The organism is Streptomyces sp. NPDC015139 (assembly GCF_043079785.1).
GTDB lineage: Bacteria > Actinomycetota > Actinomycetes > Streptomycetales > Streptomycetaceae > Streptomyces > Streptomyces albidocamelliae.
Genome location: NZ_JBIBUW010000003.1, coordinates 292286 through 304618 on the forward strand (window position 1 = coordinate 292286; position 12333 = coordinate 304618).

At 73.5% G+C, this 12333-nt stretch carries 10 protein-coding genes; 1 reads left to right on the top strand and 9 read right to left on the bottom strand.

Annotated features, from left to right (window positions below; translation table 11 throughout):
- Window positions 1–8: 8 nt before the first annotated feature.
- The 5 genes from ybeY to ACF08B_RS10115 all read right to left on the bottom strand — a co-directional run bounded on the left by ybeY (window position 9) and on the right by ACF08B_RS10115 (window position 5143).
- Complete coding sequence (gene ybeY, locus ACF08B_RS10095) at window positions 9–506, bottom strand: rRNA maturation RNase YbeY (protein ID WP_073893832.1); 498 nt, start codon at window positions 504–506, stop codon at window positions 9–11.
- Between the two features lie 12 nt (window positions 507–518).
- The gene (locus ACF08B_RS10100; protein WP_392316922.1) at window positions 519–1598 is read right to left on the bottom strand and encodes a PhoH family protein; all 1080 of its coding nucleotides are present in this window, start codon (window positions 1596–1598) and stop codon (window positions 519–521) included.
- Between the two features lie 130 nt (window positions 1599–1728).
- Window positions 1729–2886: a carbohydrate kinase family protein gene (locus ACF08B_RS10105; protein ID WP_392316923.1), complete on the bottom strand. Its 1158-nt coding sequence runs from the start codon at window positions 2884–2886 to the stop codon at window positions 1729–1731.
- A 74-nt stretch (window positions 2887–2960) separates the two neighbouring features.
- The gene (locus ACF08B_RS10110) at window positions 2961–4250 is read right to left on the bottom strand and encodes a glucarate dehydratase family protein (RefSeq protein ID WP_392316924.1); all 1290 of its coding nucleotides are present in this window, start codon (window positions 4248–4250) and stop codon (window positions 2961–2963) included.
- Entirely contained in the window at window positions 4247–5143 is an 897-nt protein-coding gene (locus ACF08B_RS10115) for a 5-dehydro-4-deoxyglucarate dehydratase (RefSeq protein ID WP_392317279.1), read from the bottom strand. The genes ACF08B_RS10110 and ACF08B_RS10115 overlap by 4 nt, the downstream gene beginning before the upstream one ends.
- 357 nt (window positions 5144–5500) lie before the next feature.
- On the opposite strand from ACF08B_RS10115, the gene ACF08B_RS10120 reads away from it, so the two are divergent.
- Complete coding sequence (locus ACF08B_RS10120; protein WP_392316925.1) at window positions 5501–6742, top strand: MFS transporter; 1242 nt, start codon at window positions 5501–5503, stop codon at window positions 6740–6742.
- On the opposite strand, the gene ACF08B_RS10125 is transcribed toward ACF08B_RS10120, so the two are convergent.
- From ACF08B_RS10125 to ACF08B_RS10140, 4 genes are all read right to left on the bottom strand, one after another.
- On the bottom strand, window positions 6694–7698 hold the full coding sequence (locus ACF08B_RS10125; RefSeq protein ID WP_392316926.1) for an adenosine deaminase: 1005 nt from the start codon (window positions 7696–7698) through the stop codon (window positions 6694–6696). The genes ACF08B_RS10120 and ACF08B_RS10125 overlap by 49 nt on opposite strands.
- Window positions 7699–7718: 20 nt before the next feature.
- Window positions 7719–8624 (bottom strand): ribonuclease Z, encoded by a 906-nt coding sequence (locus tag ACF08B_RS10130; RefSeq protein WP_392316927.1) that lies wholly within the window; start codon window positions 8622–8624, stop codon window positions 7719–7721.
- Between the two features lie 6 nt (window positions 8625–8630).
- Window positions 8631–8984: a histidine triad nucleotide-binding protein gene (locus ACF08B_RS10135; protein WP_392316928.1), complete on the bottom strand. Its 354-nt coding sequence runs from the start codon at window positions 8982–8984 to the stop codon at window positions 8631–8633.
- A gap of 120 nt (window positions 8985–9104) precedes the next feature.
- A complete protein-coding gene (locus ACF08B_RS10140) occupies window positions 9105–12329 on the bottom strand; it encodes a S41 family peptidase (protein ID WP_392316929.1) in 3225 nt (1074 codons plus the stop codon).
- Between the last annotated feature and the right edge of the window lie 4 nt (window positions 12330–12333).

The following is a 12333-nucleotide window of genomic DNA, read 5'->3' on the forward strand; positions in this document are numbered from 1 at the left end:
CCGCCCGCTTACGAGACGGTCGGCGCCGGGGACGGCCCGGTCAGCCCGTGCTCGGACCGCCACCCGTCCACGATGGCGGCCTGGAGCCCGAACATCTCGGCCTTCTCGTCGGGCTCCTCGTGGTCGTACCCGAGCAGGTGCAGCACCCCGTGGACGGTGAGCAGCTGGAGCTCCTCGTCCATGGAGTGCTGCGTGGGCGCCTCGGCCCCCTGCTTGGTGGCGACCTCCGGGCACAGCACGATGTCGCCGAGCAGCCCCTGCGGCGGCTCGTCGTCGTCCTTCGTGGGCGGCCGCAGCTCGTCCATCGGGAACGACATGACATCGGTCGGCCCGGGCAGGTCCATCCACTGGATGTGCAGCTGCTCCATGGCGTCTTCGTCCACGACGATCACCGAGAGCTCGGACAGCGGGTGGATGCGCATCCGAGCGAGCGCGTAGCGGGCGATGTCGAGGATCGCCTGCTCGTCGACCTCGGTACCGGACTCGTTGTTGACGTCGATCGACATGGTCGTGCTGGTCTACTTCCCCTTGGGAGCCTTGGCACCGGTTCTGCCGCGGCCGCCCTTGTGGGTGCCGTTCTCGGTGCCGTGCTTGCTGTCGTACAACTCGTACGCGTCGACGATACGGCCCACCAGCTTGTGCCGTACGACATCGTGGGACGACAGCCGGGAGAAGTGGACGTCCTCCACGCCCTCCAGGATCTCCTGCACCTGCCGCAGACCGGACTTGGTGCCGTTCGGCAGGTCGACCTGCGTCACGTCACCGGTGATCACGATCTTCGAGTCGAAACCGAGGCGGGTGAGGAACATCTTCATCTGCTCGGGGCTCGTGTTCTGGGCCTCGTCCAGGATGATGAAGGCGTCGTTGAGCGTGCGTCCGCGCATGTAGGCGAGCGGCGCGACCTCGATCGTCCCGGCGGCCATGAGCCGCGGGATGGAGTCGGGGTCGAGCATGTCGTGCAGCGCGTCGTACAGCGGGCGCAGGTAGGGGTCGATCTTCTCGTAGAGCGTGCCGGGCAGGAAGCCCAGCCGCTCGCCGGCCTCGACCGCGGGACGGGTCAGGATGATGCGGTTGACCTGCTTGGACTGTAGGGCCTGGACGGCCTTGGCCATGGCCAGGTAGGTCTTTCCGGTACCGGCCGGGCCGATGCCGAAGACGATCGTGTGCTTGTCGATCGCGTCGACGTACCGCTTCTGGTTGAGGGTCTTCGGGCGGATCGTGCGGCCCCGCGAGGACAGGATGTTCTGCGTCAGTACCTCGGCCGGGGTCTCCGGCCCGTCGCTCGTCCCGTTCTCGCTCGCCTTGAGCATGGCGATCGAGCGTTCCACTGCGTCCTCCGTCATCGGCTGCCCGGTGCGGAGCACCAGCATCATCTCGTCGAACACGCGCGAAATGAGGGCGACGTCCTGGGGGTCGCCGACCGCGCTGATCTCATTGCCCCGGACATGGATGTCGGCTGCCGGGAAGGCCCTCTCGATCACACGCAGGAGGGAGTCGCCGGAACCCAGCACGGTCACCATGGGGTGCTGGGCGGGGACGGTCAGTTGCGCTCGCGCCCGCTCCTGCGCGGGGCTCTGAGCTGTGGGTGTCTGTGTCATGGGCCGGCGCTGAAGGCCTGCGCTTCCTCCTCGTCACGGCCGCATGGCTGAGGGCGGCCTCGCCGTTCCAGAGTACGACGGTGGACCGACAAGCCTGTAGGACTTTTCCGCCGGCCGCCGTCCGGCCCGCTCAGCCGGACCGGCGGAACCCGATGGTCGGCACCGCCCGGGCGAGCGGCCAGGGCCGGTCCAGTTCCTCCGGCACCAGCCCCTCCAGGAACGCGTACCGGCGCAGCGCCGCCGGGTCCTGGCCCTCCACGGACTGCACCCGCCGCCACCACGCCCCGATCTCCGACCATCCCGGCGCGGACAGGGACCCCCCGAACTCCTGCACCGACAGGGCGGCCGTGAGCCCGGCGAAGGCCAGCCGGTCGGCCAGCGGCCACCCCGCGAGGGAGCCCGTCATGAACCCGGCGACGAACACGTCGCCCGCCCCCGTCGGATCCAGCGCCTCCACGGCGATCGCCGGCACCTCGGCCGTCTCCCCGGTGCGCCGGTCCACCGCGTACGCCCCCTCGGACCCCAGGGTCACCACGGCCACCGGCACGTGCTCGGTCAGCGCGTGCGCGGCCTCCCGCGGGCAGTGGGCGCCGGTGTACCGCTTCGCCTCCTCCGCGTTCGGCAGGAAGGCCTCGCAGTGCTCCAGGTCGGCCAGTCCGCGCAGGTCCCACGCCCCGGTCTCGTCCCAGCCGACGTCGGCGAAGATCCGGGTGCCCGCGCGGGCGGCCCGCGCGATCCACGGGGCGCGGCGGCCCGGTGTCAGGGAGGCGACGGCCGCCCGGGCGGGGGGCGGGAAGTCCGGCGCGCCCTGCTGGACGAGCACGGCCTCCGGCGGCGGCTCGTGCCCGTGCGACACCATCGTGCGTTCGCCCTCGTACGCCATGGAGACGGTCACCGGCGAGTGCCAGCCCGGGACGGTCCGCGAGGCGGACAGGTCGATGCCCTCGCCCTGTGCGAGGGCGTCCCAGCAGTACTCGCCGTAGTGGTCGTCGCCGAAGGCCGCGGCGAGGAGGGTGCGCAGGCCGAGGCGGGCCAGGGCGGCGGCCATGTTGGCGACCCCGCCGGGGCTGGAGCCCATGCCCCGGGCCCAGGACTCGGTACCGCGCACCGGCGCCGAGTCCAGGCCGGTGAAGACGATGTCGAGGAAGACCGTGCCCGTGAGGCAGACGTCCCAGGGCGGGTCGCCCGGGGCGCGCAGCGCGGTCAGCGGGTCGATCTGGGCCCGGCAGCGCGTGGCGGGCGTCAGATGGTCCGGTTCCTCTCCGGCGACGGTGTGCGAGGGGGTCACGGTGCGCTCCCTGACGTGGTGCGGTTCTGGCCAGTGTGCACCAGGTCACCCACCGGAATCGCCCGTGGTGCCCGTCACCAGCGGGGCATCACCGGTGTGTGCCACCCCGGTTCGCCCGCGCGCATGGCCGCCGCGTCGTCCCGGTCCCGCAGCGAGCCGTCGTCCTCGGCCCACCGCCGGTGCAGCCGGGCCAGTTCGTCCCGGTCGAGTTCGACGCCGAGCCCCGGCCCGTCGGGCACCGCGACCCGGCCGCCGGTGAAGGCGAGCCGCTCGGTGAGGACGTCCTCCGACTGCCAGGGGTAGTGGGAGTCGCAGGCGTGGTGGAGGTTCGGCACGGTCGAGGCCACGTGGGTCATGGCGGCGAGGCTGATGCCGAGATGGGTGTTGGAGTGCATGGACACCCCGACGCCGAAGGCGGCGCAGATCGCGGCGAGGTGCCGGGTGTTGCGCAGGCCGCCCCAGTAGTGGTGGTCGGAGAGGACGACCTGGACGGCGTCCTTCGTGAACGCCTCCGCGATCTCGCCGAAGGTGGTCACGCACATGTTGGTGGCGAGGGGGACGTCGGTTCCCGCCGAGACCTCGGCCATGGCGGGCGTGCCGAGCGTGGGATCCTCCAGGTACTCCAGGACGTCCCCGAGTTCGGCGGCCACCTCCAGCGAGGTCGCGACCGACCAGGCGCCGTTGGGGTCGAGGCGCAGCGGGTGCCCGGGGAAGGCCCCGGCGAGGGCGCGGACGGCCGCGACCTCCTGGTCGGGCGGGAAGACGCCGCCCTTGAGCTTGAACGAGCCGAAGCCGTGCCGCCGCTGCAACTCCCGTGCCTGCGCGACGATTCCGGCCGGGTCCAGGGCGGCTCCCCACTCGTCCGGGCCGGCCGCGGCGTCCGCGGGGTGGTGGGCCCACTTGTAGAAGAGGTAGGCGCTGTACTCGACGGTGTCGCGGAGCCGGCCGCCGAGGAGCGCGTGCACGGGCAGCCCGAGCGCCTTGCCCTGGGCGTCCAGGCAGGCGACCTCGAACGCGGACAGCACGGACAGCCGCAGCTTGTCGGCGCTCTGCACCCCGCGCAGCCCGCCGGCGTCGACGCTCTCCCCGACCCCGGAGGCGTCGACCGCGAGGTCCAGCGCGAAGAGGCCGTTCACATCCATGACCGAACGGCCGGGGAGTCGTTCGGCCAGCGCCCGGGCCGGCACCAGGTACTTGGTGTCGCCGTACGTCTCACCGATCCCGGTGGTCCCGTCGGCCGTGACGATCTCCACGATCAGCCGGGGGGTGTACGGCTGGTGCACCCCCTGGGTGTTGAGCAGGGGCGGGTCGGCGACCAGGATCGGCGTCAGCCGCACCTCGGCGATGGTCAGGTCACGGGTCACAGGGCGGCTCCCACGAGGTCGAGTCCGGCGGCGAGGAGGGACTTCAGGGCGGCGAGGTCGCCGGGCGAGGGCTCGGTGAGCGGGGCGCGCACGGGCCCGACCCGCTGCCCGCGGAGCCGGGCCGCCGCCTTCACCAGGGACACGGCGTAGCCGGGCGCGCGGTCGCGGAGTTCGACGAAGGGGACGTAGAAGGCGCGCAGCAGCTTGTCGACACCGCCGTGGTCCCCGTCGCGGAGCGCGGTGAAGAAGGCGCCGGCGATCTCGGGCGCGAAGGCGTGCACGGCGGAGGAGTAGGCGGGGACGCCGACGGCGGCGTAGGCGCGGGCCTGGATCTCGGCGGTGGCGGCGCCGTTGAAGAAGAGGAAGCCGTCGGGGGCGGCGAGGGTGAGGCGCTGGAGCCGGTCGAGGTCGCTGTGCCCGTCCTTGAGACCGATGACGTTCGGGAGGCGCGCGATGCGCCGCAACGACGCGGCGGTGTAGGCGACCGGGCCGCGCTGATAGGTGATCAGCGGCAGCGGGGTGCGGGCGGCGAGCTGCTCCAGCTGCGCGGCGAGGCCGTCCTGCGGGGCCTCGACCAGGTAGTGCGGCAGCACGAGCAGGGCGTCGGCGCCGGCCTCCGCGGCGATCCGCGCGAACCGGGCGGCCTGCGCCCAGCCGTATCCGGTGCCGGCCACGACGGGCACCCGTCCGGCCGCCTCCTCGACGGTGATGCCGACGGCCGTCCGGTACTCGTCCTCGTCCAGCGAGAAGAACTCGCCGGTGCCGCACGCCGGGAAGACGGCGCCGCATCCGGCGGCGAGCCGCTCGGCGACGTGCGCCCGGAAGCCGTCGGGGTCGAGGGAGCCGTCCTCATGGAAGGCGGTGAGGGGGAAGGACAGCACGCCTCGCGCCATCCCCTCCCGCAGTCGCCGCGCCACGTTCTGCGGAGCCGGGTCGCCGCCCACCTGACCATCTCCCCTTATGAATGTCGTCCATGTATGAGAACAGAGGCTAGATACACGGACGTCGGCCGTCAATGGCGGACACACGAAAGGCCCCACCCGTGCTGAGCGGGTGGAGCCTCGGAAGTCGGCGCCTTCTACCCGACCCGGAAACCCTCAAACGCAGGAGTGACCCGGATCACACCCTCCGATCTTCTTCCGGAACCGCGTGCTTGATACAACTTGCTCGCGCGTTCCTGTCCGTCGACGGTCGTCGCCCTTCCCCCTCCTTCTTGAGCCTCGCTCCTCTCGCCTGCCCTGGGAACGCCCGTGTCGCCCGCCCGCACCCTGCCCTGGCCCCTCGTCGCCCTTTTCACGGCCGGGTATCTCGCCCCGTATCTGCTGCCGACCACCGTCGGCAGACTCGACAGCGGACTCCCGCTCACCGCCACCCAGGCCGGGGCCATCGGCAGTGCCCTGCTGCTGAGTTCGGCGGCGGCGGGCTTCCTGCTGGCGTCCCGGGTGGACCGGTTCGGACCCCGGGCACTCGCCCGTGCCGGTCTCGCGTCCGCCTTCCTCGGCTACGGCGGTGCCGCCGTCACGGGCGCCGTGCCCGCCGTCGTCGCGGGCGCGCTCCTCGGCGGATTCGGGTCCGGCACGGTCACGGCGGTCGCCGCGAGCGGCATCGCCGCCCACCGGGACCCGCACCGCGTCACCACCCTCGGCCTGCTCGGTGTCTCCGCCCTCGCCGGCGCCCTCTACCTGACGATCCCGCACCTCGGTCCGGGACACGGGCTCCCCCTGGCCGCCGTCGCGCTGACCGCGCTCGCCGCCTGGCCGTTCACCAAGCTCCTGCCCGCCCGTACGGCACCGGCCCGCACCTCCGCCGGGTACGGCCGTCTCCCCCACCCCCGGGCCGGGCTGCTGCTCGCCGCCGCCATGCCCTGCTGGTCCCTCGCCCAGAACTCCCTGTGGGGCGTCAGCGGCCGGATCGGCCTCGCCCAGGCCCACCTCACGGAGGTCACCGTCGGCGCGGTGTTCGCGATCGCGCTGGGCGCCGGACTGCTCGGCGTGCTGGGCGCGGGCGCGCTCGGCCCGCGCCTCGGCCGCGCGCTGCCCATCGGCGGCGGCACGGCGCTCATCGCCGCCTGCATCGCGCTCAGCGCCTCGGCGACGGACCTGCCGGCCTTCGCGGCCGGCGAGATCTCCTGGAACCTTCTCTACCCGGTCGTGCTGTCGTACGTCATCGGACTCGCCGCCTCGCTGGACCCCCGCGGCCGCTGGGCGGTCCTGGTCGGCTCGGCGTCCTCCCTGGGCACCGCGGCGGGGCCGCTGGCCGGCAGCCTGCTCGCCGGCCGGGCGGGATTCCCCGGCATGGGACTGCTGCTCGGCGCCGGACTGCTGCTGATCGCCGTGCCGATGACGGCGGTGGCGCTGCGCACGGGCAGGCGTCCCGTGCCGGTCGCGGAACTCCCGGTCGTGCAGGTCCCGGTGGAGACGCCCGCCGTGGCCGCCCGGCAGGCCTACGAGACCGCGTCCCCGAACTCGTACGCCTCGACCTCGGCGATGTAGCGGGCGCGCCGCTCCTCGTCGTCCTCCAGGAAGGAGGCCAGGAAGGAGTTGCGGGCCAGTTCGCGCAGCCGGTCCTCGGTCAGTCCTAGGGTCCGCCGCACGGCGGCGAAGTTGTCGCCGGCGTACCCGCCGAAGTACGCCGGGTCGTCGGAGTTCACCGTGCACAGCAGGCCGGCGTCGAGCATGGCCGGCAGCGGATGGTCGGCCAGGGTGTCGACGGTGCGCAGGCGGACGTTGGACAGCGGGCACAGGGTGAGCGGGACGCGGTCCCGGACCAGCCGCTCGACCAGCGCCGGGTCCTCCATGCACCGCAGGCCATGGTCGACGCGCTCCACACCGAGCACGTCCAGCGCCTCGGTGATGTACTCCGGCGGCCCCTCCTCACCGGCGTGCGCGACACGGCGCAGCCCGAGCGCGGCGGCGGCCTCGTACACCTCGCGGAACTTCACCGGCGGATGCCCGACCTCGGCGGAGTCCAGGCCGACCCCGGTGATCCGGTCCAGATACGGGCGGGCGGCTTCGAGGGTGGCGAGCGCGGACTCGGCGGACTCGTCCCGCAGGAAGCACAGGATCAGCTTCGTGGAGACGCCGTGGTTCTCCTCGGCGGCGCCCAGCGAACGCCACAGCCCCTCCACGACCGTGCCCATCGGCACGCCCCGCGCGAGGTGGGCCTGCGGGTCGAAGAAGATCTCCGCGTGCCGCACGCCCTGCGCGGCGGCGCGGGCCAGGTAGGCGTCCGCCAGGTCGGCGAAGTCCTGCTCGGTGCGCAGGACGGCCATGAGTTCGTAGTACAGGTTCAGGAAGGACTGGAGGTCCTCGAAGTCGTACGCCTTGCGGAGCTCGTCCGTGTCCGCGTACGGCAGGGTCACCCCGTTGCGGGCAGCCAGCTCGAACGCCAGCTCCGGCTCCAGGGTGCCTTCGATGTGGAGGTGCAGTTCTGCTTTCGGGAGGGGCATCGAAGCATCGTACGGGTGGCTCACCGACGTTTCGGAACCGCGACCCGTTGCAGGTCGTGCGCCACGGTCAGCTCGCCCTCGAAGCCGGCCGCCCGCGCCTGCCGCTCGAACTCCTCCGGTTCGGTGTAGCGCTGGCTGAAATGGGTGAGCACGAGGTGCCGGACGCCCGCGTCCCGGGCGACGGCGGCGGCCTGCCCGGCCGTCAGGTGCCCGTGCTCGACGGCCAGCGGGGTGTCCTCGTCCAGGAAGGTCGACTCGATGACGAGCAGGTCGCAGCCCTCCGCGAGCGCGTGCACCCCGTCGCACAGCCGGGTGTCCATGACGAACGCGAACCGCTGCCCCCGCCGCACCTCGCTGACGTCCTCCAGCGTCACGTCGCCGATCCGGCCCTCGCGCTGCAGACGGCCCACGTCCGGGCCCTTGATCCCGTGCGCGGCGAGACGGTCGGGGAGCATGCGGCGGCCGTCGGGTTCGATCAGGCGGTAGCCGTAGGACTCGACCGGGTGGGACAGCCTGCGGGCCTCCAGGGTGTACGACGGCGTCACCGCGAGGATGCCGTCGGCGGCGACCGGTGCCTCGGTGATGCCGACCGTCTCCCGGTAGGCCGTGGAGTAGCGCAGGCGGTCGAAGAAGCGCTGCCCGGAGCGCGGGTAGTGCGCGGTGACCTCGTGCGGCACCTGGTCGAGGTTGATCCGCTGGATGACCCCGGCGAGACCCAGGGAGTGGTCCCCGTGGAAGTGCGTGACGCAGATCCGGTTCAGGTCGTGGGCGGCGACCCCGGCGCGCAGCATCTGCCGCTGCGTACCCTCGCCGGGGTCGAAGAGGAGGCCCTCGCCGTCCCACCGCAGCAGATAGCCGTTGTGGTTGCGGTGCCGGGTCGGGACCTGGCTCGCGGTGCCGAGGACCACCAGTTCACGGACGGACATGACGGCTTATCCGGGGGGCCATTCCAGACCACGGCCGCCGAGGACGTGGGCGTGGGCGTGCCAGACGGTCTGGCCGGCGCCGCTGCCGGTGTTGAAGACGACGCGGTAGCTGTCGAGCTTCTCGTCGTCGGCGACGGCCTGCGTCTCGCGCAGCACGTCGGCCGCGAGTCCGGGCGCACCGGCGGCGAGCGCGGCGGCGTTCTCGTAGTGCGCCTTGGGGATCACCAGGATGTGCGTGGGAGCCTGCGGGTTTATGTCCCGGAAGGCGACGGTCGTCTCGGTCTCGCGGACGATCGTCGCCGGGATCCGACCCGCGACGATCTTGCAGAACAGGCAGTCGTCCTGCGGTTCCCCAGCCATACGCTGCGCTCGCTTTCGGCGGTGATCGGTTACGGGGGCATGGTAGTCGTTCGGCCGCGGGTCTTCGGTGGCTTGTCGCGCCCACGCGGCAAAGCCGCACATCGGCACCGCCCCGCGCCCTCAGGGCATGCCCGGGGGTGTCTTCGCGGGACTGTTCTCCAGAGCCTCCAGGGCCAGGGTGATGGCCGTGTCCAGTTGGGTGTCCCGCTGCGCCGCCCAGTCCTGGGGGCGTTGGACGGCCTCGACGTCCGGGTCGACGCCGTGGTTCTCCACGTCCCAGCCCTGGCCCTCCAGCCAGATCGCGTACTTGGGCTGGGTGACGAGGGTGCCGTCGACCAGGTGGTAGCGGCTGTCGATACCGATGACGCCGCCCCAGGTGCGGGTGCCGACGACCGGTCCGATGCCGAGGGCCTTGATGGCCGCGTTGACGATGTCGCCGTCGGAGCCGGAGAACTCGTTGGCGACGGCGACGACCGGGCCGCGGGGCGCGTCGAGCGGGTAGCTGGTGGGGCGCATGCCCCGCGCCAGGTCCCAGCCGATGATCCGGCGGGCGAGCTTCTCCACCACGAGCTGGGAGGTGTGCCCGCCCCGGTTCTCGCGGACGTCGACGACGAGCCCCTCCCGGGTCACCTCCACGCGCAGGTCGCGGTGGATCTGCGCCCAGCCGGGGGCCTGCATGTCGGGGACGTGGAGGTAGCCGAGCCGGCCCCCGGAGGCGGTGTGGACGTGGGCGCGGCGGTCGGCGACCCAGGCGTGGTAGCGCAGGGCCTCCTCGTCGGCGACGGGGACGACGACCGTGTGGCGCGGTTCGCCGCCGCCCGCCGGGGAGACGGTCAGCTCGACGGGGTGGCCGGCCGTGCCGACGAGCAGGGGGCCGGGGCCGGTCACCGGGTCGACGGCGTGACCGGCGACGGCGATGATCGCGTCGCCGGGGCGCACGGCGACACCGGGCGCGGCCAGCGGGGAGCGGGCGTCCGGGTCGGAGGTCTCCGCGGGCAGGATGCGGTCGATGCGCCAACTGCCGTCCTCGTGGCGGGAGATGTCCGCGCCGAGCAGGCCGTGCCGGGCGCCGCCGCGGCCGCCGCGCGGAGTCACGTAGGCGTGCGAGGTGCCGAGTTCGCCGTGCACCTCCCACAGCAGGTCGATGAGGTCGCTGTGGGTGGCGAGCCGGGCCAGCAGCGGGCGGTAGCGGGTGAGGACACCGTCCCAGTCGACACCCCCGAGGTCGGGGCGCCAGAAGTGGTCGCGCATCAGGCGGCCGGTCTCCTCGTACATCTGCCGCCACTCCGCGGCCGGGTCGAGGGTCTGCCGGACGCGGGCGAGGTCCACGGTGACGCTGGTGTCGCCGTCGTCCTCGCCGCCGGTGCGGCGGTCGCCGGGGACGACCCGGAGCCGGCCGTCGCTCCACAGCAGGACGCGTTTGCCGTCGCCGCTGACCTCGAAGTGGTCGGCGTCGGAGGCCAGGTGCTCCAGGCGCCGCTGGGCGAGGTCGTAGCGCTCCAGCTCGGTGTGCGGGTCGGGGTCCTCGGGGTGGGCCCGGGAGGCGCCGAGGACACCGTGCACCGGGTGGCGCAGCCAGAGGACGCCGTCCTTGGCGGCACGCAGACCGGAGTAGCGGCCGGCCTCCACCGGGAAGGGCACGATCCGGTCGGCGAGGCCTTCGGGGTCGATGCGGGTGGCGGGGGTGCCCTCGCCCTCGGCGGTCTCCTCCTTGTCGGAGGTCTCGAAGGGCCGGCCGTGGCGCTGCGGCCCGAACGGGGACGGGGTGGTGGCGGCCAGGGTGATCAGATGCGGCCGGGCGCCCACCACGAACGCGAGGTCGAAGACGTGCTCGTCGTAGACCGGGTCGAAGGCGCGGTTGGAGAGGAAGGCGAGGTGCTTGCCGTCGAGGGTGAAGGCGGGCGCGTAGTCCTGGAAGCGCAGCGGGGTCGCCTCGGTGACCGACAGGTCGGTGGTGTGGGCGAGCCGCAGCTGGGAGAGCGGGCGCGGACCGGGGTGGGCCCAGGCGAGCCAGGCGGAGTCGGGCGAGAAGGCGAGTCCGGAGACCTCGCCGTCGTCACTGCTGTCGACCTCGCGGACCTCACCGGTCTCCCGCTCGACGAGCAGCAGCCGCCCGTCGTGCGCGGCGACCGCGGCCCGGCTGCCGTCGGGCGACACGGCCAGCTCCAGGACCCGGCCGAGCTGCCCGGCGGCGAGCCGGCGGGGCGGGGCACCGGGCACGGTCCCGGTCGCCGGCGCGAACTCCAGGGCGTCGTCGCCCTCGGCGTCCGTCACCCACACCGCCCACTCCTCGCCGTCGGCGCGGAAGGCGCGGGGCAGGCGGGCGCGGACGCCGGGGGTGGCGGCGAGGGCGCGGGCCGGGCCCGAGCGGTGGGTGACCCAGTGGACACCGCCGCGCACGCACACGGCGCTGCCGCGCGCGGTGTGGTCCGGGGACGCCTCGCCGAACCACTGGGAGGCGTTCACCGGGCGGGGCCGCAGGTCCACCCGGGGGCCGCCGAGCCGTACGTCCAGCCGGCGCGGCTCGGCGCCCTCCAGGTCGTCCAGCAGCCACAGTTCACCGGCGCTGCTGTAGACGACCCGGTCGCCGTCGCCGGCCGCGTGGCGGGCGTAGAAGCCGCCGAGGGGGGTGTGCCGACGCAGGTCGGAGCCGTCGGCGAGGGAGGAGTACAGGGCGCCCGTGCCCTCGTGGTCGGAGAGGAACGCGATCCGGTCCCCCACCCACACCGGGCACTCGATGTTCCCGTCGACGTCCTCGTGCAGCCGGACGAAGTCGCCGGTGCCCTCGCCGTCGGCGGCCCGGTCGATCCACAGCTTGCCGGCCGTGCCGCCCCGGTAGCGCTTCCAGTAGGCGGCCTCGCGCCCCATCGGCACGGACAGCAGCACCGTGGCCGGCCCGAACGCCAGGTCGCCGACGGGCCCGTACGGCAGGGTCTCGGCGGGGCCGCCGTCCAGCGGTACGGCGTGCGCCCAGGTCTGGCGGAAGCTGGGCCGGCCCTGCGCGCCGAGCGCGAGGACGCGTCCGTCGGCGGTCCAGCCGCGCACCCCGGTACGGCCGTTGCCCCAGTACGTCAGCCGCCGGGCGGGGCCCCCGTCGACGGGGGCGACGTGCACCTCGGGGGCGCCGTCCCGGGTGGAGGTCCAGGCGAGGAGGCGCCCGTCCGGTGAGATCCGGGGTCTGGCCACCGGCCTGTTGTCGGCGCTGACCCGCCAGGCGCGGCCACCGTCCAGGGGCGCCAGCCAGACGTCGTCCTCGGCGACGAATGCCACCAAGTCGCCCCGGACATGGGGGAATCGGAGATAGGCGGAGGTTTCCGTGGTTCCCGTCGAAGCACCCTGAGTCACCCCG